This window comes from Campylobacter concisus (assembly GCF_003048835.2).
GTDB lineage: Bacteria > Campylobacterota > Campylobacteria > Campylobacterales > Campylobacteraceae > Campylobacter_A > Campylobacter_A concisus_D.
This window is the reverse complement of record NZ_CP060705.1, coordinates 678,796-704,569: the sequence shown is the minus strand read 5'-3', so window position 1 is coordinate 704,569 and position 25,774 is coordinate 678,796. Positions and strand designations below refer to the sequence as shown.

26 protein-coding genes are annotated in these 25,774 nt (G+C 39.8%); 9 read left to right on the top strand and 17 right to left on the bottom strand.

Annotated elements, in window-relative coordinates; genetic code table 11:
• Positions 1-145: 145 nt before the first annotated feature.
• On the top strand, positions 146-1,429 hold the full coding sequence (locus tag CVT08_RS03455) for a major outer membrane protein (RefSeq protein ID WP_107856704.1): 1,284 nt from the start codon (positions 146-148) through the stop codon (positions 1,427-1,429).
• Positions 1,430-1,543: 114 nt separating this feature from the next.
• The gene (locus CVT08_RS03450; protein ID WP_107856705.1) at positions 1,544-1,975 is read left to right on the top strand and encodes a trehalose-6-phosphate synthase; all 432 of its coding nucleotides are present in this window, start codon (positions 1,544-1,546) and stop codon (positions 1,973-1,975) included.
• A gap of 52 nt (positions 1,976-2,027) precedes the next feature.
• Here the strand turns inward: CVT08_RS03450 and ppk2 are convergent, their stop codons facing one another.
• Positions 2,028-2,837, bottom strand: coding sequence for a polyphosphate kinase 2 (gene ppk2 / locus CVT08_RS03445; protein ID WP_103557913.1), 810 nt, complete (start codon positions 2,835-2,837; stop codon positions 2,028-2,030).
• Between the two features lie 107 nt (positions 2,838-2,944).
• On the opposite strand from ppk2, the gene dsbD reads away from it, so the two are divergent.
• The gene (dsbD, locus tag CVT08_RS03440; RefSeq protein WP_107856706.1) at positions 2,945-4,672 is read left to right on the top strand and encodes a protein-disulfide reductase DsbD; all 1,728 of its coding nucleotides are present in this window, start codon (positions 2,945-2,947) and stop codon (positions 4,670-4,672) included.
• A gap of 552 nt (positions 4,673-5,224) precedes the next feature.
• On the opposite strand, the gene kdsB is transcribed toward dsbD, so the two are convergent.
• Genes kdsB through CVT08_RS03410 form a run of 6 tightly spaced genes read right to left on the bottom strand, consistent with a single transcriptional unit; the run spans position 5,225 to position 10,548 of the window.
• Positions 5,225-5,935, bottom strand: a complete 711-nt coding sequence (kdsB, locus tag CVT08_RS03435) for a 3-deoxy-manno-octulosonate cytidylyltransferase (protein WP_107856707.1) — start codon at positions 5,933-5,935, stop codon at positions 5,225-5,227.
• The gene (thrC, locus tag CVT08_RS03430; protein WP_107856708.1) at positions 5,932-7,395 is read right to left on the bottom strand and encodes a threonine synthase; all 1,464 of its coding nucleotides are present in this window, start codon (positions 7,393-7,395) and stop codon (positions 5,932-5,934) included. Before thrC ends, kdsB begins: the two co-directional genes overlap by 4 nt.
• Positions 7,392-7,706, bottom strand: a complete 315-nt coding sequence (gene cutA / locus CVT08_RS10405) for a divalent-cation tolerance protein CutA (RefSeq protein WP_196381024.1) — start codon at positions 7,704-7,706, stop codon at positions 7,392-7,394. Before cutA ends, thrC begins: the two co-directional genes overlap by 4 nt.
• 50 nt (positions 7,707-7,756) lie before the next feature.
• The gene (locus CVT08_RS03420) at positions 7,757-8,677 is read right to left on the bottom strand and encodes a tetraacyldisaccharide 4'-kinase (RefSeq protein WP_107856709.1); all 921 of its coding nucleotides are present in this window, start codon (positions 8,675-8,677) and stop codon (positions 7,757-7,759) included.
• A complete protein-coding gene (locus CVT08_RS03415; protein WP_107856710.1) occupies positions 8,670-9,800 on the bottom strand; it encodes a DegT/DnrJ/EryC1/StrS family aminotransferase in 1,131 nt (376 codons plus the stop codon). Before CVT08_RS03415 ends, CVT08_RS03420 begins: the two co-directional genes overlap by 8 nt.
• Before the next feature lie 10 nt (positions 9,801-9,810).
• A complete protein-coding gene (locus CVT08_RS03410; RefSeq protein ID WP_107856711.1) occupies positions 9,811-10,548 on the bottom strand; it encodes an NAD+ synthase in 738 nt (245 codons plus the stop codon).
• Between the two features lie 120 nt (positions 10,549-10,668).
• On the opposite strand from CVT08_RS03410, the gene CVT08_RS03405 reads away from it, so the two are divergent.
• Positions 10,669-11,271, top strand: a complete 603-nt coding sequence (locus tag CVT08_RS03405) for an MBL fold metallo-hydrolase (protein WP_107856712.1) — start codon at positions 10,669-10,671, stop codon at positions 11,269-11,271.
• Between the two features lie 142 nt (positions 11,272-11,413).
• On the opposite strand, the gene dnaK is transcribed toward CVT08_RS03405, so the two are convergent.
• From dnaK to CVT08_RS03390, 3 genes are read right to left on the bottom strand one after another with little or no spacing between them, the layout of a single operon-like run.
• Positions 11,414-13,285 carry a molecular chaperone DnaK gene (gene dnaK / locus CVT08_RS03400; RefSeq protein WP_103640104.1) on the bottom strand — a complete coding sequence of 624 codons (1,872 nt, stop codon included), beginning with the start codon at positions 13,283-13,285 and terminating at the stop codon, positions 11,414-11,416.
• A 31-nt stretch (positions 13,286-13,316) separates the two neighbouring features.
• The gene (grpE, locus tag CVT08_RS03395) at positions 13,317-13,859 is read right to left on the bottom strand and encodes a nucleotide exchange factor GrpE (protein WP_107856713.1); all 543 of its coding nucleotides are present in this window, start codon (positions 13,857-13,859) and stop codon (positions 13,317-13,319) included.
• A complete protein-coding gene (locus CVT08_RS03390; protein ID WP_107856715.1) occupies positions 13,856-14,650 on the bottom strand; it encodes an HrcA family transcriptional regulator in 795 nt (264 codons plus the stop codon). The genes grpE and CVT08_RS03390 overlap by 4 nt, the downstream gene beginning before the upstream one ends.
• Positions 14,651-15,018: 368 nt before the next feature.
• On the opposite strand from CVT08_RS03390, the gene CVT08_RS03385 reads away from it, so the two are divergent.
• The 3 genes from CVT08_RS03385 to CVT08_RS03375 all read left to right on the top strand — a co-directional run bounded on the left by CVT08_RS03385 (position 15,019) and on the right by CVT08_RS03375 (position 16,048).
• Positions 15,019-15,264 carry a DNA-binding protein gene (locus CVT08_RS03385; RefSeq protein ID WP_009294123.1) on the top strand — a complete coding sequence of 82 codons (246 nt, stop codon included), beginning with the start codon at positions 15,019-15,021 and terminating at the stop codon, positions 15,262-15,264.
• Positions 15,265-15,444, top strand: coding sequence for a hypothetical protein (locus tag CVT08_RS03380; protein ID WP_103573280.1), 180 nt, complete (start codon positions 15,265-15,267; stop codon positions 15,442-15,444).
• Positions 15,445-15,697: 253 nt separating this feature from the next.
• Positions 15,698-16,048 carry an Aminoacyl-histidine dipeptidase (Peptidase D) gene (locus CVT08_RS03375; RefSeq protein ID WP_021092313.1) on the top strand — a complete coding sequence of 117 codons (351 nt, stop codon included), beginning with the start codon at positions 15,698-15,700 and terminating at the stop codon, positions 16,046-16,048.
• Between the two features lie 87 nt (positions 16,049-16,135).
• Here CVT08_RS03375 and CVT08_RS03370 read toward each other — a convergent pair whose 3' ends face one another.
• From CVT08_RS03370 to CVT08_RS03340, 7 genes are read right to left on the bottom strand one after another with little or no spacing between them, the layout of a single operon-like run.
• A complete protein-coding gene (locus tag CVT08_RS03370) occupies positions 16,136-17,413 on the bottom strand; it encodes a dihydroorotase (protein ID WP_107857011.1) in 1,278 nt (425 codons plus the stop codon).
• Between the two features lie 2 nt (positions 17,414-17,415).
• On the bottom strand, positions 17,416-18,345 hold the full coding sequence (locus CVT08_RS03365; RefSeq protein ID WP_107857012.1) for an aspartate carbamoyltransferase catalytic subunit: 930 nt from the start codon (positions 18,343-18,345) through the stop codon (positions 17,416-17,418).
• A gap of 17 nt (positions 18,346-18,362) precedes the next feature.
• A complete protein-coding gene (locus CVT08_RS03360) occupies positions 18,363-18,773 on the bottom strand; it encodes a tetratricopeptide repeat protein (RefSeq protein WP_002942627.1) in 411 nt (136 codons plus the stop codon).
• 9 nt (positions 18,774-18,782) lie between these two features.
• A complete protein-coding gene (locus tag CVT08_RS03355) occupies positions 18,783-19,010 on the bottom strand; it encodes a hypothetical protein (RefSeq protein WP_002942640.1) in 228 nt (75 codons plus the stop codon).
• The gene (locus tag CVT08_RS03350; protein WP_107857013.1) at positions 19,007-20,032 is read right to left on the bottom strand and encodes a DHH family phosphoesterase; all 1,026 of its coding nucleotides are present in this window, start codon (positions 20,030-20,032) and stop codon (positions 19,007-19,009) included. Before CVT08_RS03350 ends, CVT08_RS03355 begins: the two co-directional genes overlap by 4 nt.
• A gap of 9 nt (positions 20,033-20,041) precedes the next feature.
• On the bottom strand, positions 20,042-22,237 hold the full coding sequence (gene flhA, locus CVT08_RS03345; RefSeq protein WP_107857014.1) for a flagellar biosynthesis protein FlhA: 2,196 nt from the start codon (positions 22,235-22,237) through the stop codon (positions 20,042-20,044).
• A gap of 2 nt (positions 22,238-22,239) precedes the next feature.
• A complete protein-coding gene (locus CVT08_RS03340; protein ID WP_004317794.1) occupies positions 22,240-22,644 on the bottom strand; it encodes an Rrf2 family transcriptional regulator in 405 nt (134 codons plus the stop codon).
• Between the two features lie 146 nt (positions 22,645-22,790).
• On the opposite strand from CVT08_RS03340, the gene rpsO reads away from it, so the two are divergent.
• Both rpsO and fdhF read left to right on the top strand, forming a co-directional pair.
• On the top strand, positions 22,791-23,063 hold the full coding sequence (rpsO, locus tag CVT08_RS03335; RefSeq protein WP_004317763.1) for a 30S ribosomal protein S15: 273 nt from the start codon (positions 22,791-22,793) through the stop codon (positions 23,061-23,063).
• 360 nt (positions 23,064-23,423) lie between these two features.
• Positions 23,424-25,700, top strand: coding sequence for a formate dehydrogenase subunit alpha (gene fdhF / locus CVT08_RS03330; RefSeq protein ID WP_107856459.1), 2,277 nt, complete (start codon positions 23,424-23,426; stop codon positions 25,698-25,700).
• Positions 25,701-25,774 lie beyond the last annotated feature (74 nt).

Below are 25,774 nucleotides of genomic sequence, written 5' to 3'. Positions count from 1 at the left end.
ATTTTTAAAGACAAATTTTATCTCATTATCTTATTTTGGTAAACGATCGGTAATAATTTTTGAAATTTTTAACGAAATTTAAGCAATGAAATTAATTTTCTATGATAATATTCTTTCAAAACATATTTATCAAAAGGAGATTTAGATGAAACTTACAAAAGTTAGCTTAGCTGCTTTGGTTGCTTTAGGTGCATTTTCAAGTGTTGCAAGTGCAACTCCGCTTGAAGAAGCTATAAAAAACGTAGATCTTTCAGGATTTGCAAGATATCGCTATACAAATGATCACTTAAAAGATAGTGATAAATCAGATACTCAAAAATCAAGTACATCAAACCATGTTTTTAGAATGGAAACATCATTTAAGGCTGCAATTGACGATAATTTCTTTGGTGTTTTACATTTAAGATATCAAGGAACTGATGGTTCAGGTGATAATGCAAATTCAAAAGCATATGCAATAAATCAAAAAACTGGTACTGTAGACGAATTTACATATAATGGAACGGATAAAACAAACACAACTGGATCATTTGGTGTATATGAGATGTATCTAGGCTACAAAGTAGGCAACACTACTGTTATAGCTGGTAAACAACTACTAGGTACTTTCTTTGATGACAAAGATGTAGCTGGCACAGGTCTAAAAGTAGTAAATACTGATGTTCAAGGTCTTACTTTAGCTGCAGCTGCATTTGATGCTGTACAAAGTGATGGCTATGAGATAGATGGTCCGCTACTAAAAACACTTACAGGAAGTATCGGTGACGCTCCTGGCAATATATACTATTTAGGTGCAGCTGGCAGCTATGATCCAGTATCATTTAAAGCAGCTATTGCAAATGTTCAAGAAGTAGCTACACTTTACGGTGCTGATGCTGGTGTAAGCTTTAATGTAACTGATGATGTTAACCTAAACTTAAAAGGTCAATTTGTTCATAATGACTCAGATCACAAAGATGTAGCTGATGCAAATTTCTGGGCAATTCAAGCTGGCACAAAACTATTTGGTGCTAAACTTAATGCTGGTTATTTAGACTTTGACGCTAAAAACAAAGACAATAATAAAATTTCATTTGTAACGCTTGATGCAAATGGCGAACTTATCAACCCGGCAAAAATCCTAAATGGCGTAATGAGTGGTGGTAGACAATACTACAATAACATCAAAGGAAACAACGACTATTGGTTTGTTAAAGCTGGTTACGATATAGATAAATTTGGCTTTGGTGCTGGATATACTCAAGGTAAAGGCTATAGCTGGGCTCTTGGTAAAGAGAGAGCAAAAAGAAACGAATGGTCTCTTGATGCTAGCTACAAGTACAGCAAAAAACTTACATTCCTTTCTTGGTATGCAGCTGCTAAAGATAAAAAAGACGGCGAAAGCTTTAAACAAGATCGTATCAGATTTGAAGCAAAATATAGCTTCTAAAAACAATTTATCCGAGCGAGCCTTCGCTCGGATCTTCTAAACTTCTCAATACTTAATCAAAATCAGCAAATATAACTAATAAAATTTATATAATGCAAACAAAAAAGGCAAAAAATGCATCTTTTCTTTCTCATTACGCATTTAGTTTGCGCAATTATCTTTATAGGTTATGTATTTTTTGATGTTTGCATATATCCATTTGCCAAAAAAACGATAAATCCACAAACCCTTGAAGCTGTCAAGAAAGCCTATACAAAAGGTAGTGCAAAGGTTTTTGGCACGGCATTTTTACTACTTTTGATAAGTGGGGCATATATGGCAAAGGACTATCTTGGAGGCGAGCATGGTTGGTGGCAAAGCGACTTTCAAAAGCTACTGCTAGCAAAGATTGCAGTTTTGCTTCTTATGTGTCTTATCACTTTCATCTCTGTTTTTAATGTCACTATCTTAAAAAAGCCAGATCCATTTGGTAAATTTTCGCACCTCATAGCTCTTATTCTTTGTCTGATAATGGTCGTTTTGGCTAAATTTATGTGGTGGGTTTAGCAGTAAAATTTGGCTGTAAATTTAAACCCAAATTTGCAGCCAAGTCTAATTTTCAGTCGATACTCTTTAGCTTATCTTTATTAAGCCCCTCTTCTATGCGCTTGATCTCCTCGCTTCCATCTCTTACGACGCTTTTGTCGTATTTTAGATACTCATCTATCTTTTTTGGATACTCGACATGAGTTAGGATAAATTTAAAGACATTTAGCCTAGCCTCTTTTTTATTGTCGCTTGAGACGATCACCCACGGCGAGATGCTGTTGTGAGAGGCAAGTAGCATCGAGTATTTGGCGATAGAGTACTGATCCCAAAGCTCTTGCGCTTTTTGATCTACTGGAGAGATCTTAAACTGCTTTAGCGGGTCATTTAGACGCTCTTTGAAGCGCTTTTTTTGCTCCTCTTTTGTGATCGAGAGGTAAATTTTAAAAAAAATGATGCCTGAGTTTATGATCATCTCTTCAAATTTTGGCACTTCACGCAGGAATTCTTTATGCTCAGCCTGCGTGCAAAAGCCCATCACTGGCTCTACACCAGCTCTGTTGTACCAGCTCCTATCAAAGATGACGATCTCGCCAGCGCTTGGCAGATGTGTTACATACCTTTGAAAGTACCACTGCGTCTTCTCGACATCACTTGGCTTTGTAAGCGCCACGATACGGCAACCGCGCGGATTTAGATGCTCAGTTAGGCGCTTTATCGTGCCACCCTTGCCAGCTGCGTCTCGCCCCTCCATTAGCATAAGCACTCTAAGTCCCTTGTCTTTGACATGATTTTGGAATTTTAAAAGTTCTATCTGAAGCAGTCTTAGCTCATCTTCGTAGCCGAGTTTATCGGATTTTTGGTGCTTTTTATCTTTTGACATCATCGCTCCTTTTAAAAATTTCACGCTTTTTCACGATTTTACTATAAAATAGAATAAATTTAAGAATTTATACTAAAATCATCTCTTTTGATTTAGCAAGGATTAGCATGTTTTTTAAATTTATTTTTTCTCTCATTTTATTTGCAAGCTCACTTTTTGCCGAGGTTTTAGACGTCAGTAAGGCATTTGTTTTAAGCCCAAGTATCGACGAACAAGGCGTTGAGATCAAGTTTAAATTTGGCGAAAATATCTACCTTTATAAAGATAGCTTTGAGGTTAAGCTTGGCGAAGAGAAGATAAATTCTTTGCTAAATATGCCAAAGAGTGAAAACACTGGCGAATACGAAATTTATCCAAAAGATTTTTCGCTGTTTATCCCACTAAATTTAGTAAAAGAGCATCTTAAAAACGGCAATGCTAGGCTAAATTTAAGCTATCAAGGCTGCGCTAAAAATGGCATTTGCTACCGTCCGCAAACTAAAATTTATGACATCTTTGAGAAATTTGGCAAATTTAGCATCATAGCCTTTGAAAAAGAGCAAAAGGATGAAACCAATCCTGAATTTACCGAGCTTTCAGAAGATCAAAGCATTGCAAACGAGCTAAGTAGCAAAAACTTTTTTATCTCGCTTGCCACTTTTTTTGGCTACGGCCTCCTACTCTCGCTCACACCTTGCGTATTTCCGATGATACCGATACTCTCAAGCATCATCGTCTCAAAGGGCGGCAGCCTAAATGCTAAAAAAGGCTTTTTGCTCTCGCTAGTTTATGTAGTTGCGATGAGCCTTGCTTATGCGCTTGCTGGCGTAGGAGCAAGCCTACTTGGCTTTGGCATCGCAGGGGCTTTGCAAAACATCTACGTGCTCGGCGCATTTGCGGCTATTTTTGTCATCTTAAGCTTTAGTATGTTTGGCTTTTACGACATCAAGCTGCCCTCTAAATTTGAAAACTCAATCAGCAAAAAATCACAAAACAGCTCGGGTCTCATCGGCGTTTTCATCATGGGCTTTGCCTCTGCGCTCATCGTCTCGCCATGCGTGGCAGCACCGCTAGCAGGCGCACTTCTATACATCGCGCAAAGCGGAGACGCCATTTATGGGGGCATCATGCTCTTTATCATGGGGCTAGGCATGGGCGCACCGCTTCTCGTGATAGGGCTAAGCTCTGGCAAACTCCTACCAAGACCCGGTGGCTGGATGGACGAAATTAAAAAACTCTTTGGTTTTTTGATGCTCGTCATGGCCGTTTGGATCCTTGCACGCGTGCTTGGAGCGTTTTTTGAGCTGCTAGGTTATGGCGTCATAGGCGTCTTTGCAGCCATTTATCTTGGGGCGTTTGAGGCAGCAAATAACGGCTGGGCTAAATTTAAAAAAGCACTTTGCATGCTAGTTTTTATCTACTCTTTCATGTTAATAATTGGCGCATTTTTAGGCTCAAAAGACGCATTTTTGCCGCTTTCTGGGCTAAATTTAGCCAAAAACGAGAGTGAGCTAAATTTTAAACAAGCTAGAAATTTAAACGAACTAAATGAGATGATAAAAAGCTCAAGCAAGCCAGTGCTGGTGGATTTTTACGCCGAGTGGTGCGCGAGCTGCAAAGAGATAGAGCATATCACTTTTAAAGACGCTGGCGTGAAAAATGCTTTGGCAAATTTTACGCTTATTCGCATCGACGTGACAAGTGGCGGGGCGCAAAATGATGAGATGTTAAGAAATTTTGGCCTCATCGATCCACCTGCACTTCTACTTTTTAAAAACGGCGAAGAGCAAAAATCACTTAGAACAATCGGCTTTATAAATGCTAAAAATTTCATAGCAAAGCTTGAGAAAATTTAGATCTTAATAGTAAATTTGGCTGGATTTTTAAATTTATCAGCCAAATTTCTCTAGGCTTTGCAGACCTTGCGACTAACTAGAAATCTAGCAAAAAAATAAATTTGGGCTATCAAATTTATATCGTGCGGCGACATAAGTAAAATCGTAAAGTCAAAACTTGCAAATTATCTTAAATTTATCAAATTTTAAAACATGCCAACAAATAGAAATAGAAGCTAAATTTAGCTTTACACCAAGGTAGTAACGCAACTAAAATTTAATCAATTTTTGCGTCACTCGTATGCTGACAAGACCGCGAAGTCAAAAAACTTCAGTCAAGTTTGCAATTTAGAACATCTCAGCAAATAGACAAAATTTTTTAAATAAATTAAAAATATGAAGTTCGTAGTAAATTTAACAAATAACACAGCAAGAGCTTAATCAAAATCACGTGTAAGCGAGCTAGATCACAAAATCAAATACAAAATATCAGCCAAACCATTACCCAAATTTATAAAATTTTAAAATTTGCTCCACCACAGCAAAAACGCCCAAGTAGAGCAAGATTTAGGCTCATTTGCCAAATTTAGCTAACGCTCTTTGGTAGTCCTCTTCGCTATCGATGCCGATACTTTGACTTTCAACCTCTAGCATCGCTATCTTTTTGCCATTTTCTAGGGCACGCAGTTGCTCGAGTTTCTCGGTGTTTTCAAGGCTTGAAGGCATGAGCTCGCAAAACTCTTTTAGGCTCTTTACGCTGTATCCGTAGATGCCAAGGTGCGCCTTATAGCTTTTGCACTCGCTTCTGTTAAATGGTATCCTTGATCTTGAAAAATAGAGCGCATAGCCCTCAAAATCAGTCACCACTTTGACTAAATTTTTATCATCCGCAAACTCATCGTCCATCTTTTTATAGCAAGAAAACATAAAGGCTTTTCCCTTATTTTGCTCGCAAAATGCCCTGAATTTAGCGATATTTTCAGGCTCTATAAATGGCTCATCAGCCTGAACATTTATGATGATCTCACTTTCTCTTAGCCCCAAAATTTGCGCCGCTTCATTTATCCTGTCAGTGCCACTTTGATGATCTTTGCTAGTTAGCACCGCTTTTATGCCATGAGCCTTGGCGATCTCCAGCACGCTTGGCTCATCCACAGCAACCGCCACATCGTCCACGCCACTTACCCTAAGAGCCGTCGCCACAAACATCGGCACGCCGTTTATCTCTTTTAAAATTTTATTACTAAACCTTGTTGAGGCAAGGCGGGCTGGGATGATTATCATCGCTCGATCCATTCTAGGACGCACTTTTCGATCTCGTCCTCTTTTATGATGTTTTTGTGTAAAATTTTCGCACTAAATAGCGAGTTTATAGAGCTTGGCACGCTGTCATTTAAGATTTTAGCAGTCTTTGCTAAGGCGTCTTTTTCATCTTTTGTGTCTTTTATCTGACACGCCTTGATCATGCTTGGCGTAAATTTCACCCAGTGCGCAGTCGATGTGATGACGCTTACTCGGCTAGTATCCACCATTTTAAAGCAAGTAGCCGTATGCGGATCGATCGCGTAGCCGTTCTTTGCGAGCTTTGCGATATATGCCTCGCACTCCTTATCATCGCACCAGCTAGCCTCAAAGTCCTCTTTCAGCACTTCAAGCTCTTGCTTGCTAAGCTTATAAAATTTATTTTTAGCAAGGCTTTGCATGAGCTCGTTGGTTCTAACGCTGCCAAATTTATCAAATAGCAATCGCTCGACGTTTGAGCTGATCAAAATGTCCATGGCTGGGCTTATCGTCTTAACCAGCTTTTTATCTCTTAGGTCATAAACGCCAGTGGTGAAAAACTGCGTCAAGATGTTGTTTGCGTTTGAGGCGATCTTGATCTTGCCGATCTTTGCGCCCATTTTTTTAGCGTAATACGCCCCAAGTGCGTTGCCAAAATTTCCGCTTGGCACGATGATGTCAAAGCTCTCGTTTGCCTTAAGCGCCTTTTGTTTTAGCAAATTTGCGTAAGCATAGGCGTGGTAGATGATCTGAAAGAGAATTCTGCCAAAATTTACTGAGTTTGCCGCACTTAGTTTAAGGCGCTTTTTCTTAAGCTCGGCCTTAAATTTATCATTTGCAAGCAGCGTTTTTAGCGCTCTTTGAGCGTCGTCAAAGTCGCCTTTTATGCCAAAAACCTTTAAATTTTCACCCTGCATGGTCTGCATCTGAAGCTTTTGCACCTCGCTCGTACCGCCATCTGGATAGAGGCAGACGACCTTGATATTTTCATCATTTGCAAAGGTTTGAAGTGTAGCAGGGCCCGTGTCGCCGCTAGTTGCGCACATGATAAGGTATCTTTCGCCCCTTTCCTTTGCTAGCTGGCTAAGCAGCGAGCCAAAAGGCTGAAGCGCCATGTCCTTAAATGCCCTTGTGGGACCGTGGTAGAGCTCATTTACGTATAAATTTTTATCTATTTTTTTAAAAATGACTGGGTGCTTTGGGTCATCAAAGCTTGCATATCTCTTGAGCGCTTTTTTGAAAAATGCCTCTGGCACGTCAAATTTAAACAGCGAAATGATGTGAAGTGCAAGCTTTTCGTAGCTTAGGCTTGAGAGCTCTTGCCACTTTGCCTTTGTGATCTTTGGTAGCTTCTTTGGCGCGTAAAGTCCGCCGTGAGCGGAGCTTGGGCTAAGCATGGCTGTGCTTAAATTTACATTTTTTACCTTTTCATCTTTTACGCTTCTAGTTGGTGTTAGTCTCATTTTTTGCCTTTTTTGGTTGATTTTTTTATCCAATTTTCATATTTTTTAAAAACATCTTTTGGCTTAAGCGCCAAAATTTCTGGGGTTTCGTAGCTGTGGTGCTTTCTTATAAATTTAGCTACTTTTTTAAATTTCGCATCCGTTTTTATGAGTAAAATTTGCTCTTTTTCATCATAAAGCTTCTCTTGCCAAAGATAAATGCTCTTTGCACTAAAGCTACTCACGCAAGCTGCAAGTCCCTTTTTCACGAGCTTTTTGCTTAGTTTTTTTGCCTCTTTTTTCTTTGCGACTGAGGTGATTAAAATTCTCATTTTGATCTAAATTTTCCTTTTAAAAAGTGGCTCATTATAACAAAATGGGCTTAAATTTGCTGCGCTAAAACCTTTTTAAACTCCTCGCTTAACGTAACTTCAAGCGTGATAAGCGATACTCTCAGCCCAAAGTCTTTTACCTTTACATAGTCCTTTTGCGTCATCAAAAGCGAGGTCGCGCCGTAGATTTGTAAAATTTCACTTAGCTCTTCTTTTGAAAAGCCGTAGTGATCAGGGAAAAAGACCTGCCCCACGCACTCGCCAAAAAATGCTTCAAGGCGCGCTGGGTTTGCTATGGCGGTTACTAGCACCATTTTTTCGCTTTTGTTTAAAATTTCGCTCTTTCTAAAGTGAGTTTGCCCTTCACGTGCGATAAAATCTCCAAATTTATAAAAGCTAAATGGATATCTATAAGCCCCGCTTGGCAGGCAAAGCTTTAGCTTTGGCTCTGGGTTTGGACGCACTAAGATGTCAAATTTGGCTATATCAAATTTAGAAAATCCATCATCCAGCAAAATATACTTTGCGCCATGCTCTTTGGCGTAGTTTATGGCTACTTTTCTATCTTCACTAACGATCACATTTGCGTTTTTGATGCTTGTGGCATATATCATCGCCTCATCACCGCTCGCTGCTACGTCAAGTAAAATTTCACCATCTCTTGCGACTACCTGCATGCCTTTGCTCTTTCTTTTGTATCCTCTAAGAATGATAAAAGCGCCTTCGAAATTCTTAGCGATAGCGACGCAAAGTGGGGTCTTGCCGCTTCCTCCAAGGGTCAAATTTCCAACGCTTATTATTTTTATACCAAAGTCTTTTTTTTGCGCGCTAAATTTCTTGCAAATAACGACTAGAGTGTAGATAAGACTTAGTGGCAGAAGTAAAAATGCTAGTAAAATTTGAAAGAAATTTGGGCGAAAGAAGTAGTCATTCGCCCAAGAGTGTAAAAGGATGTTAAATTTCTTAAACACGTGATTTAGAAATTTCTTTTACCGTGTTGCAGATGTATTGCACCTCTTCGTCGCTCAAACTATGATATATAGGTAGCGACAAGACTTGTTGATATGTCTTTAGAGCATTTGGGAAGTCATTTACTTTAAGCGAATATTTATTTTTATAATAGCTTAGCAAATGTATAGGTATGTAGTGCAGCGAAGTGTGAATTCCACGCTCCAAAAGCTCTCTAGCAAAGCTGTCGCGGTTTTTATTTATCTTGATGATGTACTGAGTGTAGATGTGCTCGCGTTTTTTGACTGGAGTTGTGATGTTGTGACACTCTTTAAGCTCTTTATCATAAATTTCAGCGATCTTTTTTCTACGTTTTATAAGCTCGTCTGTCTTTTCAAGCTGAGCAATAGAAAATGCCGCATTTATCGAGTTTATGTCATATTTTAAACCGATATCAACAACGTCGTAGATGTAGCTTAAACTACCAAATTTATCTATACCATTTACAAGGGCATAGTTACGAAGTAGTTTTGCTTTTTTATAGACCTCTTCGTCATTTGTCGTGAAAAATCCAACTGTTGAGATAGGATTTTGCACGCGTGAGTTTGTCTGAAAGCATGACAAAAACGAGTCTGAACCAACTTTTTTGCCATTATAAGTTAGTCCTATGCCTCGGTTTGCATCATCTAAAACGACGATGCCATATTTTTCGCAGATAGCCTTTATCTCATCAAGCTTAGCACTTTGTCCAGCGATGTGTGAGATGAAAGCACACTTTAGTTTTTTGTGATTTTGCTCTTTTAGCACCTTTTCAAGGGCTTCTGGACTGATGTTAAAGTCCTCTTCATCGATATCGACAAAGATAGGCTCAGCATCAAAATGTCTAACTGCTTGAGCCACGCTAGGGAAGGCATTTACCGAACAGATGACCTTATCGCCGCGCTTTGTGTCCATCGCACTTAGCGCTAGATGATGCGCTGCTGCGATGTTGTTTGTAGTGATAACAAATTTAGCACCAAAGTACTCTTTTAGCTTTTCTTCAAATTTAGCAACTGTATCAGTAGCATTTTCAGAACGCAAAGCCTCTTCGATAAGCTCACTTTCGCGCTCAGTGATAGTTGGTTTGTAAAACGGAATTTCTCTCATCTTTAATCCTTTAAATTTTCACTATCAACGGCATTTGTCGTTTAAACCTGTTTGAAACAACTCTATTTTCTATATCCAAGACCGCTTTTGATCCAAACTTTTTGATGGCTTGCTCCTTGTTATTTTCTAAATTTTGTAAAATCTCATCGATAACAGCATAGCTGTAACCTATGTCGCCCTCGTCGCTTTGTCCATCCCAAAGATCAGCCGAAGGCGCTTTTTTGATAAAATTTTCATCAACACCAAGATGTTTTGCAAATTCAAAAATTTCACTCTTATAAAGCTCTCCGATAGGATTTATCGCGCACGCCAAATCCCCAAATATCGTGCCATAGCCAAGCATAAGCTCACTTTTGTTGCTTGTGCCGATGACTAGAGCGTTTATACTAGATGAATAATCATAAAGCAAGCTCATTCTAACTCTAGCTGCTAAATTCCCTTTTCTTAAATTGCTTAAATTTGCATCTATCGTTTCATAAAAGGCATTTAAAATGCCCTCTATAGATAAAACCTTGTATTTTATGTTTAGTTTTTCGCATAATTTTAAGGCATCGTCCATATTTTGTCTGTTTGATGATGCTGTTGGCATGATGAGTGCATGAGTTTCATCTGGCTTTGCTCTCGCACAAAGTGTCGCAACCACAGCAGAATCAATACCGCCGCTTACGCCTAATAGTAATTTTTTACCTTTAGTTTTATCTTTTAAGCTAAAAACTAAGGTTTCTTCTATTTTTTGATACCCCTTCATTGTCCCTTTGCCTAAATTTGCTTCCTTTTGCAAAAATTATACTAATTAAATTTAAAATTTTTCTTTAAGTTTAAGTAAAAAGATGTAAATATTTAAGAAATAATAAATTTAAGGTAAAAAATGAGAGTAATGCATAAAAATTTTGGCGATTTTGGGACAAATTGCTACATCGTTACCAAAAATGGCTCAAGTTTGGTGATAGATCCGGGCGACGGCGCAAAAGAGTGGGTTTTGCAAAATGCACAAAATTTAAAGGCGATACTTTGCACTCATGGGCATTTTGACCATATTTACGACGTGAGCGAGCTAAAAAATGAGCTAAAAATCCCAGTTTATATCAATAAATTTGATGCTTTTATGTGTGAGAGTGACATTTTTGGCTATATGAAAAATACCTTTGTGCCAGACATTTTAGTTCAAGGCGATGAAAGCTTTGCGGTGGGTGATTTTTCTTTTAAATTTTACCATTTTCCAGGACATACACCAGGTTGCTCGATGATAGAGATAGAAGACGCGATCTTTAGTGGGGATTTTTTATTTAAAGGTAGCATTGGGCGCTGGGACTTTCCATTTTCAGATAAAAATGAGATGCTAGAAAGCTTAGAAAAATGCAAAAATCTAAAGGGCGACTTCGCACTTTATCCAGGACACGGCGAAAGCAGCACACTAAAAGCCGAGCAACAAGAGCTTGATAGGTGGATAGAGATCGTAAGAAGGTCTTAAATTTTTAGGCGCGGCTAAATTTTAAAAATTTATACTTTTCATCTTATAAGATGATGTCGTGAGCGTGTGTCAAGAAGTGTTTAGAAATTTAAATTTATAAGTTAAATTTAAAGAGCAAGGCTGATGCCCTGCTCTAGGAGTTTTACTCGACTTCAGCGTCTATGACGTCGTCGTCTTTTTTGTTGCCGCCGTTTGCGCCAGCGTTTTCATCTTTTTTATACATAGCTTCTGCTAGTTTATGGCTAGCTTTGCTTAAAGCTTCTACCTTTGCGTCGATTTGCTCTTTTGAAGAGTTTTCATCTTTTAGAACCTCTTTTAGATCATTTAGCGCAGCTTCAATGTTGCTTCTATCTTCAGCTGGCACCTTCTCGCCAAGCTCGCTCATGCTCTTTTCAGTTTGATGAACTAGTGCGTCTGCTTGGTTTCTAGCTTCAACTGCGTCTTTGCGCTTTTTATCCTCTTCTTTGTGAAGCTCAGCATCTTTTACCATGCTATTTATCTCATCTTCGCTAAGACCGCTTGATCCTGAGATAGTGATGTTTTGGGCTTTGCCAGTCGCTTTATCTTTTGCTGAAACGGTTAAAATTCCGTTTGCGTCGATGTCAAATTCAACTTCGATTTGAGGCACGCCTCTTGGAGCTGCTGGGATGCCCTCTAAGTTGAAGTTGCCAAGTGATTTGTTATCCCTTGCAAACTCACGCTCGCCTTGTAAAACCATGATAGTAACGGCACTTTGGTTATCTTCAGCAGTTGAGAAGACTTGGCTTTTCTTAGTTGGTATAGTTGTACCTTTTTCGATGATCTTTGTCATCACGCCGCCAAGTGTCTCGATACCAAGGCTAAGTGGAGTAACGTCAAGAAGTAGCACGTCTTTTACGTCACCTTTGATAACCGCACCTTGGATCGCAGCACCGATAGCTACGACTTCATCTGGATTTACGCTCTTATTTAGCTCTTTGCCAAATGCCTTTTTAACCTCTTCTTGAACAAGTGGTACACGAGTTGAACCACCGACCATTACGACCTCTTTGATGTCGCCCTTGCTTAGACCTGCATCTTTGATGACTTCATTTATCTTAGTGATAGTCTCGCCCACAAGTGAGTCGATCATGCCTTCAAATTTAGCGCGAGTTAGCTTTTTGACAAGGTGTTTTGGACCAGTCGCGTCAGCTGTGATAAATGGTAAATTTATCTCAGTCTCTTGAGCTGAGCTTAGCTCTTTTTTAGCATTTTCAGCGGCTTCTTTTAAGCGTTGAAGTGCCATGATATCGCCTTTTAGATCGATACCAGTTTCGTTTTTGAACTCACTTACTAGCCAGTCGATGATCTTGTTATCAAAGTCATCACCACCTAAGAATGCGTTACCGCCAGTTGCCAAAACCTCAACGATATTATCGCCAGTTTCAAGCACTGTAACGTCAAATGTACCACCACCTAGGTCATAAACTAAAATTTTCTCAGCCTCTTTTTTATCAAGACCATACGCAAGTGCCGCAGCTGTCGGCTCGTTGATGATACGAAGAACGTTTAGACCTGCAATTGTTCCAGCTTCTTTTGTGGCCTTTCTTTGGCTATCGTTAAAGTATGCAGGCACTGTGATAACCGCGTCTGTCACGCTCTCACCAAGGTATGCTTCAGCGTCTTCTTTTAGTTTGATAAGAATTTTTGCTGAAATTTCTTGCGGAGTATAGACCTTGCCAGCGATCTCAACCGCGCAAGCGCCGTTTCTATCCACAACGTGATATGGCAAGCGAGCCTTTGCCTCTTCAGCATTTTTTTCATTGCTCATCAAACCCATGATACGTTTGATAGAATATATCGTTTTTTCAGGGTTTGTAACTGCTTGACGTTTTGCAACATCACCTACTAAAATTTCACCTTTGTCTGTAAAAGCAACAACAGATGGAGTTGTGTTTTTACCCTCTTTGTTTGGGATAACCTTGCTCTCACCGCGCTCAAAAACGCTCACACAAGAGTTTGTTGTACCTAAGTCTATACCTATAACTTTTGACATATTTTTCCTTTATTAGATTTATTTTTTAAATTTAGTTTGCCACACTAACCATAGCTGGGCGCAAAACCCTGCCATTTATCATATAGCCTTTTTGTAAAGCTTGCACGATCTGACCGCTTTGCTTCTCCTCGCTATCAACCCTTAAAACGGCATTATGCACATTTGGATCAAACTCGGCATCAGTTGCGATCTCGCTCACGCCATGCTTTTCAAAACATTTCTTAAACTGATTTATCGTTATCAAAATGCCCTCTTTGATCTTTTTAGCAAATTCATCATCCTCTGGGTCAAAATTCGCAGCGATCTCAAGCGCATCGATGACTGGTAGCAAGTCCCTTGCAAATTTCTCATTTGCATAGCTTGCAACGTCTGCTTTCTCTTTTTCATAACGCTTTTTGATATTTTCAAACTCAGCATTTGCTCTGTAATATTTATCAGTGATCTCGCCAAGCTCTTTTTCAAGCTTATCAACTTTTGAGATATCACCAAGTGCGTCTAAATTTACGCTATCGCTAGCTGCCTCTTGCACTGGCTCGACCTCAGGCAGATTTTGCTCTTTTACCTCTTCGCTCACGCGGCCTCCTTTATTAGATTTATAAATTTCACATAATCAGTATAAACACTGCCAGCGCAGATCATCTGCGCCTCGCTACCAAGGTAGTTTGCTTTAAATTTAAGCCCCATGTAATTTTCATCAAACATAGGAGAAAATGTAAGTTCTTCATCCATCTGCAAGCTAAAACTTGGGTCAAAAACCATCTTAAAGCGTCTATCCTTAAACATATCAAAGGCTAAAATTTCATTTTCTTGAAAGTAAATTTTAGTCCTTTTAAGCTCTCTTATCTTGTTTTTTAGTTCGCTTAAGCCAACTTGAGAGCAGATAAGCTCAAGCTTGTCTAAGCTAACTCCGATGAGATTGCTTAAAAATTTATAAGTCCTAGCATCAAATTTGATAACGATCTCATCACCGCTAAAATTTAAAACCAGATATCTATCATCTAAATTTAAAATTTCTAGCAACTCCTTGTCGATCGTGCCAAAAATCATACAATAAAGCTCAAATTCATCACAGAGCATCTTTAAGCTTCTTGGATCATTTATCTCTAAATTTATGTCACTCTCAGCAAAAATTTCACTCCAATATCTCCTCATCGCAGCGATAGTTGGGATCCTGCCGCCACTGATGTGAAGTTTTGTGATCTCGCCCTCATCTGAAAGCTTTTTGAAATAAACACGTATCGTAGATGCTGGTATCGCCACGCTCATGCGAGAGCCAAGCTCGTTTGAGCCAATAGGCGCATTGTTCTGCAAATAGGCTTCAATGATAGAATTTAGTATCAAATCGCGTTTATTTGTTTTACTCACTTTTAGCACTCTTTCTTTTTAATTGCTAAACGGATTATACAACTTTAGTTTATCAATGTCAAGTATATAAGTTAAAAAAATTTATTTATATATATTTAGCCTATATAACTAAACTTTTCTAATGCCTATAATATAAGCTTTGCGTAAAAAGAAATAAAATTTAAAACAAAATAAGAAATTTAACTTCAACATAAAAATCCGAAATTTCTAATTTTATTCAAAAATTTAAAAGCTTTTTATACGCTATAACGTATATTATAAATAATTTTTAGTATGTTTAATACTTTATTTTGATATTTATATACTATTTTACTTTATTTATATAATATTTTAGGTATATTTAATGAAATAAAACGTATAATTCTTCAATGATTGAAACAAGTGATATATTTAATTTGCTTCACAATGCTGTTGAGGCAAAAAATATCGGTAAGAAAATTTCACAAGCAAAAATGGCAGAAGATCTTGGCGTGCCGATGAGGACATATCAGGACTGGAGACTTGGTAACTCAAAGCCGCAAGCTGCTGCTGCCGTTTGCAAACTGCTATGTGAGCTTGACGATGATGAAATATTATTTGTTGTCAATAAGATGAGAAAATTGCTAGGAAAATAGATGGAAAATTTAACACAAAAAGAGAGAATCGACCTTGAGAGCGTTTTTGCAGCCATTTGCACTAAAAAAGAGTCAAAAATTTTAGTTACCTACAAGGATCTATGCTCGGCTGCAGCTTCAAAATTTCATGTAGTTAAAAATAAGATCAAAAAAGTAAGAGAAAAGAGAGCCAAAATTTAGTATTTTTGGCTTGAAATTTAGACATTTTATAAAGCTTGTAGCCAAAAAGGCCGACATATAAATTTCATCCTACCTATTTATATAGGGTTTTGCTCCGCTTATCTTACTTAGCTACCAAAATATCTATAAATGATAGTTCTAGTAGCCTAAATTTAACAAATTTAATGTCACTATCATATTTTATATCACTTCTTTACTGTGTATTCTTTTTACATTTCTTATATATAAACTTGGAGAGTTTTTTGCAAGATCTATGAGTAAAGATGGCCTAAATAGGATGGAATTTGAAATTTCTGAGCTTGCAAAAGCAGTTGGCTTTCATGTTATTTCAAAAGACAGAAACCCAGCTTGGAAACCTATAAATGATAAATTTGCAAACGATATCTTAGAAGAGCTTAAAATTTATAAGCCAGAAGCTAGGATAACAGCTGTGCATGCTGGACTTGAATGTGGAGTGCTTTTAGAAAAAAAAGCAGGTCTTAGTGCATGTTCAATAGGACCAAACATCTACTCACCGCACTCTACTAGAGAGCACTGCGAAGTAGCCTCTGCGCTTTTTATAGAAAAAGTCGTTCGCGGTATCGTTAAAAAATATAACTCATAAAAAAGTAAAATTTGCTAGAAATTTCTAGCAAATTTTATATTTCAAAGCATCTAAACAAATTCACCCGCACGCACGAGCAAATTTAGATTATTTTCCAAACTCATAAACGATCTTGCCACTTTTTATAGTAGTAGTCGCTGCGCCTTTTAGCTTTTTGCCAAAGAGTGGAGAATTTACTGATTTTGAGCGGTTTATCTTCTCGTCATAAACGTACTCGATCTCAGGGTCTATCACCGCGACGTCAGCTAGCATGCCCTCAGCAAGTCTGCCTTTATCTTTTAAATTTAGCATCTTAGCCGCATTTGTAGATGTTAGCTCCACCATGCGCTCTAAGCTTATAACGCCCTCATTTACGAGCTTAAGAGTGAGTGGCACAAGGGTTTGAAGTCCGATGATACCAAATGGCGCCTTGTCAAATTCCACTATCTTTTCGTCCGTGTGGTGCGGGGCATGATCGGTAGCGATAACATCTATAAGTCCGCTTTTTAGCGCCTCTCTTACCGCTTTTACATCGCTTATCTCGCGAAGTGGCGGTGACATTTTGAAATTTGTATCGTAGGCATTTTTCAAAATTTCATCATCGCTAAAGCTAAAGTGGTGTGGTGTGGCCTCGCAAGTGATGTTTATGCCCTCTTTTTTACCCATTTCGATGATCTTTAGCGAGTACTCTGAGCTTACGTGAGCGATGTGGATGTGCGCTTTAGTGAGCTTTGCAAGTAGCATATCACGGCTCACTGCGATCTCCTCTTTCTCTCTCGCCATGCCGCGAAGTCCAAGTATGGCCGAGACCTTGCCCTCGTGCATGACGCCCTGCCTGCAAAGCGAGCAGTCCTCTGAGTGGCTTATGCAAAAGCTACCAAACATGCTTGAGTACTCAAGTGCCGCTCTCATCACGCTTGAGCTTGTAACTGGCAAGCCGTCGTCGCTAAATGCAACTGCGCCAGCCTCTATAAGATCGCCCATCTCGACGATCTCATTGCCACCAAGTCCTTTGCTAATGGCTGCAATTGGTAAAAGATCGATCAGTCCGCAGTTTCTGGCCTTTTCTATCATCGCCCTTGTGATCGAGGCATTGTCATTTACTGGATTTGTGTTCGCCATGCAAAGGCAGGTGGTCACTCCTCCAGCCACGGCGGCCTGCGAGCCTGAGATGATGTCGTCTTTGTACTCTTGACCAGGATCGCGAAAATGCACGTGCATGTCGATAAGTCCTGGCATGACTAGCTTGTTTGTGGCGTCTATGACCTTATCAGCCTCAAATTTCTTACTTCCGATTTTGGCTATTTTGCCGTTTTCTATTAGGATATTTGCCTTAAATTTCTCGTCGCTATTTACGATAGTGCCGTTAATTATTGCTATTTTCATCGTTAGCCCCTATTTTTTGCAAGCGTATTTAATATCGCCATTCTTATCGCAACGCCGTTTTCAACTTGGTTAAGCACCACTGAGTGTGTGCCATCAGCCACATCTGAGTTTAGCTCCACACCCCTATTTATCGGTCCTGGGTGCAGCACGATCGCATCAGGCTTTGCTAGCTTTATCCTATTTTTATTTAGTCCAAAAAATTTCGAGTACTCCCTCGAGCTTGGAAATGCCACGTCCGCACCGCCACGCTCTAGCTGGATGCGAAGCATGATGATGACGTCACTACCCTCGCAAGCTTCTTCCATATTTTTGCAAATTTGAGACTCAAAGACCTCAGCATCTTTTGGCATCATCATCTTTGGCGCAAAGAGCTTTAAATTTATGCCAAATTTCTTCATCGCCCAGATGTCAGACCTTGCCACGCGGCTTCTGGCGATGTCGCCGATGATCGCCACGTTTAGGTTTTTATCCAAAATTTTACCATGCTCTCTTAGCGTGAAAAGATCAAGCAGAGCTTGGCTTGGGTGCTCATTTGTACCATCTCCTGCATTTACGACGCTAGCCTCTGTCCTATCAGCTGCAAATTTCGCCGCCCCAGAGCTTGGGTGACGAAGCACGATGATATCAGTTCTCATAGCAGCCATGTTATTCATCGTGTCATTTAGGCTCTCACCCTTTGTCACGCTAGAGCTTGATGAGCTGAAATTTATCGTATCAGCCCCAAGCCTCTTTGCTGCGATCTCAAAAGAAGTTCTAGTTCTTGTCGAGTTTTCATAAAATGCGTTGATCGTGGTTTTTCCACGAAGGTAGTCATTTTTTTTCACTTGGCTTAAATTTAGCTCCTTAAACTCTTTCGCCGCCTCTAGAAAATATAAAATTTCTTCCTTGCTAAGCTCTCTAGTTCCTATCAAATCTTTATGTTTGTAGCCCATTTTAAGCCCTTTTTGATCTATTTTGTTACAAAGTCGCAAGCTGGTTTATAGCCGTTGTCGCAAGCTTTTTTAAACAAAGCTTTTGCCTTCTCTTCGCTTTTTGCTTCATTATCATCTTTGTCTTTTATAAGGCCATAAGCTGTCATTTCGCCTAGCTTTTCGCACGCCATGCCCTCATTTTCGTCGCACATTTTTGTAAAAATTTTCTCAGCCTGAGCTTTATCTTTTGCCACGCCATCGCCGTTAAATAGCATGATCGCATTCATTGTGCAAGCTTTTTTCTCACCCTCTCCGCATGCTTTATTAAAAGCAAGATAGGCCTCGTTAAAATTTTTCTTTGCATAAAGCTCATTTGCCTTGTCTAAATTTTCATTTGCCATAGCATTTAGCGCAAAAAGTGCCGCCGCTAAAACTAAAATTTTCTTCATATTTTCTCCTTATTTAAATAACTTTGGATGGTGTTTTTTCATATATTCAACTATCTCTATGACCTCGTCGCTACCGCTAGCGTCAGAGTTTTCTAACGCATCGTCGATGCACTCAACATAGAGATTTGCCGCCTCTTCAAGCTTATCTTTTTTCACTCCAGCATAGTAAAACATCGCCTCAAGCACCATGCTAAGCTCGTAGCTAAGCTCCTCTACGCTTACCTCTTCTTCTTTCATATCTCCTCCTGTGTTTTTTTAGTTATTAGATCAACTATCTGCGCCTTGATCGGCTCATAGCTAAAGCCATCTTTGAAATTTGCAAACAAGCCACCGCTTGCATTGACGTGTCCGCCGCCGCCAACTAGGTGCTTAGCCATGGCGCTAACATCTAGCTTGCCATTTGCGCGAAAGCTTAGTGTTTTTTTATTTGTCACGTCGATAAAGAAGTCAAATTCAGGATTTGCCACCAAAAAGTCGTTGCCGATGACCGAAACATTGCCGACATTGTAGGTTAAAATTCCTTTATGATCTTTATAGCTTATGCTAAATTTCTCTTTATTTTCACTAAGTTTTTTTACGACGTAGTTTGAGATCAGGTTGCTTAGTGTATCGTCTTTATCCTCTTTGAAAAATGACTTCTTAATAGCATGCACCTGCATATCAAGGCCTATGTAGTCGTTTTTCTCGTTAAAAAATTTGCTCGCTTCTTTTAAGATGTGATCCATATAAAGGTTGTTTTCGGCTTCAAACATCACCTTATTTATCTCTTTAGCGTTTGCCACAAGCCCCAAGCAGACCTTGCCCATCTCGAAATTTTTATCATCTTTTAGCCAGATATCCACGGCATTTACGACGTCACTAAAAATTTCAAGCTCTTTGTTTTTGCCAAAAATGCCTGCAAAAAAGTCATAAGTGATCTTTGTAGCGCACCTTGAACTATCTAAAAAATACCATGAGTAAGTGCTCGCGCACTCGGCACCACTTTGGTGATGATCTAGCAAAAATAGCTTGATATTTTTACCTTCTATCATCTCAGTAAAGCTCTCGCACTGAGCCGGAGTTAAATTTATATCGGTGATCAAGATAACGTTTTTATCATCATTTGAGGCATCTATCTCAGATAGAATTTGAGCAAATTTATCATCTATCTCTCTGCCGTAGTTTGAGTTTAGAAATTTCACATCTTTGAAGTAAAAATTTGTTATGTATTGCGCGCCGTATCCGTCAAGATCGGTGTGCGAGAGGTGATAAATTTTCATCTTTTTCCTTTATAAATTTTCTATTTCTATGACGCCAACTGTTTCAAATGGCGTATTTGCCGAGATCTCAGCAAAGCTTAGCACCACCATGTCGATGGCGAAATTTGCGCAGATATTTGCTATAAATTTGCGCAAGCTTGGCTCCACGCAAAGCACCATTTCTCCGTGTTGGCTCATCGGTCGCTTCTCTTTTTCACGCCTAAGTGCTTGCACGATAGATGATGTCTGCGCTACGTTTATCATCAAGTGATATGCGCCGTCTTTATACTGCACCGCGTCCATGAGCTTTTGCTGTGCGGCGGTGTCTAGGATGTAGAAATTTAGCTGTCCCTTTTCATCTACATAAAGCGAGGTGATGACGCGTGAAAGCGCTGCACGTACGTGCTCGATGATCATATCTAAATTTTTACTAACCTCGGCGATGTCGCTGATGGCTTCAAGTATGCTAAGTAGGTCTTTGATCGGGATATTGTCTTTAAGCAGCGTTTTTAAGACCTTTTGGATCAAATTTATAGGTGCGATCCTTAGCGTATCCTCGACCACGACTGGGTAGTCGATCTTTAGTTTGTCTAGTAAATTTTGCGTCTCTTGGCGAGTTAGAAGCTCGGCTGCGTTTTGCTTGATGAGCTCACTCATATGCGTTGAGATGACGCTTGCAGGGTCAACTATCGTGTAGCCGCTAAGTATGGCGTCCTCTTTGACGCTAGCATCGATCCAAAGAGCGTCTAGCCCAAAAGCTGGCTCTTTTGTCGGTATCCCCTCGATATCCTCACTAACAAGCCCACTATCCATCGCTAGAAATTTATCCGCATAAATTTCACCCTGACCGATGATGATACCTTTTAGCTTGAAGCGGTACTCGTTTGGCGGTAGCTGAAGGTTGTCGCGGATCCTTATCTTTGGCATCAAAAAGCCAAGACTTGAAGCGATATTTCGCCTCATAGCGCGAATTCTCTCGATTAGATCAACATCAGCTAGCTTTAGTAGTCCATATCCTAGGTCAAGCTCTAAAATTTCAAGCTTTAAGATGTCATTTATCTTTGTCTCTTCTTCTCTTGCGATCTCTTCGTCGCTCTTTTTTGGAGTTTTAGCAGCACCTGCACTTGCTCCGCCAGCTCCAGCCGCACTTGGCGCAGCACCGCCAGCTTTTTTGCCAGCTGCTTTTTCTTTTGGCGCAAGGTTTAAATTTAGCCCGCCATCTTTGGTCTGCTTGACAATGTAGCCAAGCCCCAAAAATAGCAGTGCTATAAAGCCAAGCGAAAGCGTCGGAAGTCCTGGAACAAGGGCAAACATAAATAGTATGAAGCCAACTATTAGCAAGGTTTTATAATCCCCTAATAGCTGATTTAGCGTGCCTTCTGCAAAGTCCTCGTCATCTTTGCTAGCCCTTGTGATGATGATAGCAGTCGCTGTTGAAGTGATAAGTCCAGGTATCTGGCTAACTAGGCCATCACCGATAGTTAAGATCGTATAGTACTGGGCCGATGTCGCCATATCAAGGCCGTGTTGAAACGAGCCAATAGCAAAGCCGCCGATGATGTTAATGATAGTGATGATGATGCCGGCTACGGCGTCACCTTTTATAAATTTAGACGAACCATCCATCGCGCCGTAGAAATTTGCCTCGCCGATGATGGCTTGACGTCTTTCGCGCGCTGTTTTTTCGTCTATTAGACCTGCGTTTAGGTCCGCATCTATCGCCATTTGCTTACCAGGCATAGCATCAAGTGTAAAACGAGCTTGCACCTCGCTCACACGGGTTGAACCCTTTGTTACGACCATGAAATTTATGAGTACCAAGATACAAAAGACGATGGTGCCGATGACGAAGTTGCCACCAACGACAAAATTTCCAAAGCTTGAGATGATCTCACTGACCGCTTCTGGGCCGTTATGACCTTCGCTTAATATCATACGCGTGGTTGCTATGTTTAACGAGAGACGAAAAAGCGTGATGATGAGAATAAGCGTCGGAAACGTACTAAGGTCAGTTGGTTTTGGCACGTAGATCGAGATCAAAATAATAAGCACTGAAATCGAGATCGAAAGTGCCAAGAAAAAGTCAAGGACCGCGCTTGGAAGCGGCACGATGATGATAGCAAGGATGGCAACGATGATGCCAACGATGCTAAGACTTTTAAATTTGACAATTGGCGCAAGAAATGGTGCGACAAGAGTCAAAATATTATTTTTTTGCTTTGCCAACTTTACTTCTTAACGATGTCACTTAGTTTGATCGCATCAAGCATCTCGTCGATCTTGCCTTGAAGGCCACTAAACATCGACCAAATTTGACAGCTTGAGGCTTTATTTGACGGGCAGCCAAGCGCTGAAGATGAGCACTCAAAGACGCTTAGTTCGCGTTTTTCAGCACATTCTATTATCTTTTTTATACTTAAATTTTCAGGTTCGCCGTTTAGTGCAAAACCGCCATTTGCCCCTTTAAATGACTTTAAAACTCCATCTTTTGCTAAATTTTGTAAAATTTTTGCCAGAAAGCTTTTTGAAATTTTAAGCTCATTTGAGATCGTATCGACATCAACTGGCGATGATTTTTGAGATATTAAAATAAGCGAAAGTAGAGCGTATTCGCTTGCCTTTGTAAAAAGCATTTATCTTCCTTAACTCTTTAAATAGCCCTTATTTTATAAAATTTTTACTGCATTTTTCATTAATTTTTAAAAAGCGCCGTTTTATCTAATTTTATGTTTTAAATGCTATAATCGCTCTTCCAAAATTCACCAATCAGGAGGTCATCATGGCTTTGGATTCGGCTAAAAAAGCTCAAATAGTTGCGAAATTCGCTAGAAAAGAGGGAGATACAGGCTCTCCAGAAGTTCAAATAGCTCTTTTAACAGCTAGAATAACTGAACTTACAGAACACCTTAAAATTTTCAAAAAAGACTTTTCATCACGCTTAGGTCTTTTGAAACTAGTTGGTCAAAGAAAAAGACTTTTAAAGTATCTTAAAAATAAAGACTATACTACATATTCAAAACTAATCTCTGAGCTTGGCTTAAGAGATAAATAATCTCACGGAGAGCGATCTGCTCTCCCTTTAAATTTCACTTTTTACTTTCAAAATTTCTCTTTTATTTTTATAGTTTAAACATCTTGCCACAAACTAAATTTAAATTTAATTTTTCATCTTTCAGCTTCTGTGTCAAATTTACACAATTTATTTCTTATTTGATAAATTTTAGAAATTTCTGCAAATTTAGCATATTTTTTAAATTCCTATATATTCGGCTTTTTAAATTTTATATAAAATATAACTTAAAATTAAAATTTATTTTTTAAATAAAGAATTTTTCATAAAAGATTAAGTTTTACGCTAGTAATATTACTCAAAATAAATATGCAGAAACTGCATAATTAGAAGGAGAAAGTGATGAAAGAAGGCAAAGTCATCTGTCCTTATTGCGGGACAGGCTGTCAAGTAACCTTGCACGTGGAAAACAACGTCGTTCGTGCCGCTACTGGCGTCGAAGACAATCCAGTCAATCAAGGAAATTTATGTTTAAAGGGCTTTTATGGCTGGGACTACGTTGCAAGTCCGGACAGACTTACAAAGCCGCTTATTAGAAAGAAAAACGGAGTCTTTTCAAAGGATGGTGAATTTGAAGAAGCTAGCTGGGACGAGGCGCTTGATCTTGTCGTAGAAAAGATGAAAGAGGCAAAAGAAAAATACGGCCCTGACTCATTAGCAGGAAATTTCTCAGCACGCTGTACGCTTGAAGACAACTACGTCGCTCAAAAGCTAATGCGCGCTGTAATTGGCACAAACAACGTCGATCACTGCGCTAGAATTTGACACGCTCCGACAGTAGCAGGACTTGCTAAAACAATCGGAAACGGAGCTGCCACAAATAGCTTTACAGAGATTGGCACTTATAGTAACTGTATATTAATGATAGGCTCAAACCCAGAAAATGGTCACCCAATCGCAGCTATGCACATCCAAAGAGCGCTAAACCGCGGTGCAAAACTGATCGTTATCGACCCTATCAAGACTGAGTTTGCAAGTAGAGCAGACATCCACTTGCAGCTAGAGCCTGAGCACAACATCCCAGTTATCAACGCACTTCTTTACACTATCATCGAAGAAGGCCTTGTAAATGAGGAATTTGTAAGAGATCACACAATAGGCATCGAGTACGTTAAAGAAGCTGTAAAAGACTATGCCCCAGAGGTTGTAGCTAAATACACAAGGCTAAATCCAGAGGATATCAGAGCAGCTGCTAGAATGTATGCCACCACAAAACCAGCCGTCATCACTCACGGCATGGGCGTAACTCACTTCAACCACGGCGTTGGCGGAGTTTGCGACGTATCAAATTTATTCTTGATCACTGGTAATATCTGCGAGCTTGGCACAGGCGACTTGCCACTTAGAGGTCAAGAGAACGTTCAAGGCTGCTGCGATATGGGCGTTTTGCCAAATATCTTTCCAAATCTTGGCTCAGTCACCGACTCTGAGCAAAGAGCTTGGTTTGAGAAAATGTGGCACCTAGAACCTGGATTTTTAAACTCAAAGATAGGCATCCACAAGACTGAAGTGCCTGATGCGATCCTTGATGGCAGAGTGCATTTCTTCTGGACCATCGGCGAAAACCCAGTTATCTCTGAGCCAAATACAAACCACTTCTTAAAAGGCATTGCAAATGTCGATTTCTACGTGGTTCAAGACCTATTTTTAACTGAGACATCGCTAAAAGCTGACGTCGTTCTGCCTGGCGTGGCAAGTAGTGAAAAAGAGGGTCTTTACACAAACGCAGAGCGCCGTGTCCAGCACAACGAAGCAGTCATAACACCTCCAGGAGATGCTAGACAAGACTGGTGGATCGTTTGCGAGATCGCACGCCGTTTGGGCGCAACTGAGGGTTTTAATTTTAACTCACCAGAAGAAATTTGGGAAGAAGTTAGAAAATGCGACCCTAGACGCTACGGCGGCATGAGCTATTATAGACTTAAAAAATATCACGGACTTCACTGGCCATGCCCAACTGAAGATGATATGGGCGGTCAGAGCCTCTATCTTGATAAGAAATTCTTTACACCTGATGGTAAAGGCCGCTTCGTGCCATGCCTATTTGTGGATAAGGCTGATGAGATCGAGAGCGCAAAACTTGAGTTTGCTAAGAAGATGAATATGTCACCAGAGTATCCTATCATGGCTGGTTCAGTCGATGAGAAGACTGACGCTGAGTATCCGATACAGCTTTTAACTACAAGAAAAGTCTATCAATACACAGTTGGCACCATGACAAGACGCTCACGTGCCATCGAAGAGGGCGGAGATAGCATCGGACCTATCGCTGAGATGAGCCCAGCGCTTGCAGAGAGATACGGGCTAAAACAAGGCGACTTCATCAAAGCTTGGAGTAGATACGGCTACATCGTCGTAAAAGCTGAAGTGACTGACATCGTGCCTGATGGCATCATCCAGATGACCTTCCACTACTGGGAGAGCTCTTGCAACGAGCTAACAAGCAGCGGCTGGGACTACATCAGTAAGACTCCGACATTTAAAGCAGCTATCCAGATCAAAAAGATCGATGAAGAGGAATTTTTACGAGTTCGCGAGCTAAAACGCGAGAAATTCCAAACTTCTAAGATCATCTACGATGACTTCCACCACCATGGAAATGCAGCGATAAATGAGTAAATTTAGCGGGTAACTCCCGCTAAATTTCTTTATTATTAAATTTAAATTTCTAGTTTTATAAACCCAAAGATATC

Bases quoted from the DNA above. Each gene is read 5' to 3' on its own strand.
- CVT08_RS03455 (WP_107856704.1), top strand. From the start codon at position 146: ATGAAACTTACAAAAGTTAGCTTAGCTGCTTTGGTTGCTTTAGGTGCA.
- CVT08_RS03450 (WP_107856705.1), top strand. From the start codon at position 1,544: ATGCATCTTTTCTTTCTCATTACGCATTTAGTTTGCGCAATTATCTTT.
- ppk2 (WP_103557913.1), bottom strand. From the start codon at position 2,837: ATGTCAAAAGATAAAAAGCACCAAAAATCCGATAAACTCGGCTACGAA.
- dsbD (WP_107856706.1), top strand. From the start codon at position 2,945: ATGTTTTTTAAATTTATTTTTTCTCTCATTTTATTTGCAAGCTCACTT.
- kdsB (WP_107856707.1), bottom strand. From the start codon at position 5,935: ATGATAATCATCCCAGCCCGCCTTGCCTCAACAAGGTTTAGTAATAAA.
- thrC (WP_107856708.1), bottom strand. From the start codon at position 7,395: ATGAGACTAACACCAACTAGAAGCGTAAAAGATGAAAAGGTAAAAAAT.
- cutA (WP_196381024.1), bottom strand. From the start codon at position 7,706: ATGAGAATTTTAATCACCTCAGTCGCAAAGAAAAAAGAGGCAAAAAAA.
- CVT08_RS03415 (WP_107856710.1), bottom strand. From the start codon at position 9,800: ATGAGAGAAATTCCGTTTTACAAACCAACTATCACTGAGCGCGAAAGT.
- CVT08_RS03410 (WP_107856711.1), bottom strand. From the start codon at position 10,548: ATGAAGGGGTATCAAAAAATAGAAGAAACCTTAGTTTTTAGCTTAAAA.
- CVT08_RS03405 (WP_107856712.1), top strand. From the start codon at position 10,669: ATGAGAGTAATGCATAAAAATTTTGGCGATTTTGGGACAAATTGCTAC.
- dnaK (WP_103640104.1), bottom strand. From the start codon at position 13,285: ATGTCAAAAGTTATAGGTATAGACTTAGGTACAACAAACTCTTGTGTG.
- CVT08_RS03385 (WP_009294123.1), top strand. From the start codon at position 15,019: ATGATTGAAACAAGTGATATATTTAATTTGCTTCACAATGCTGTTGAG.
- CVT08_RS03380 (WP_103573280.1), top strand. From the start codon at position 15,265: ATGGAAAATTTAACACAAAAAGAGAGAATCGACCTTGAGAGCGTTTTT.
- CVT08_RS03375 (WP_021092313.1), top strand. From the start codon at position 15,698: ATGAGTAAAGATGGCCTAAATAGGATGGAATTTGAAATTTCTGAGCTT.
- CVT08_RS03370 (WP_107857011.1), bottom strand. From the start codon at position 17,413: ATGAAAATAGCAATAATTAACGGCACTATCGTAAATAGCGACGAGAAA.
- CVT08_RS03365 (WP_107857012.1), bottom strand. From the start codon at position 18,345: ATGGGCTACAAACATAAAGATTTGATAGGAACTAGAGAGCTTAGCAAG.
- CVT08_RS03360 (WP_002942627.1), bottom strand. From the start codon at position 18,773: ATGAAGAAAATTTTAGTTTTAGCGGCGGCACTTTTTGCGCTAAATGCT.
- CVT08_RS03355 (WP_002942640.1), bottom strand. From the start codon at position 19,010: ATGAAAGAAGAAGAGGTAAGCGTAGAGGAGCTTAGCTACGAGCTTAGC.
- CVT08_RS03350 (WP_107857013.1), bottom strand. From the start codon at position 20,032: ATGAAAATTTATCACCTCTCGCACACCGATCTTGACGGATACGGCGCG.
- CVT08_RS03340 (WP_004317794.1), bottom strand. From the start codon at position 22,644: ATGCTTTTTACAAAGGCAAGCGAATACGCTCTACTTTCGCTTATTTTA.
- rpsO (WP_004317763.1), top strand. From the start codon at position 22,791: ATGGCTTTGGATTCGGCTAAAAAAGCTCAAATAGTTGCGAAATTCGCT.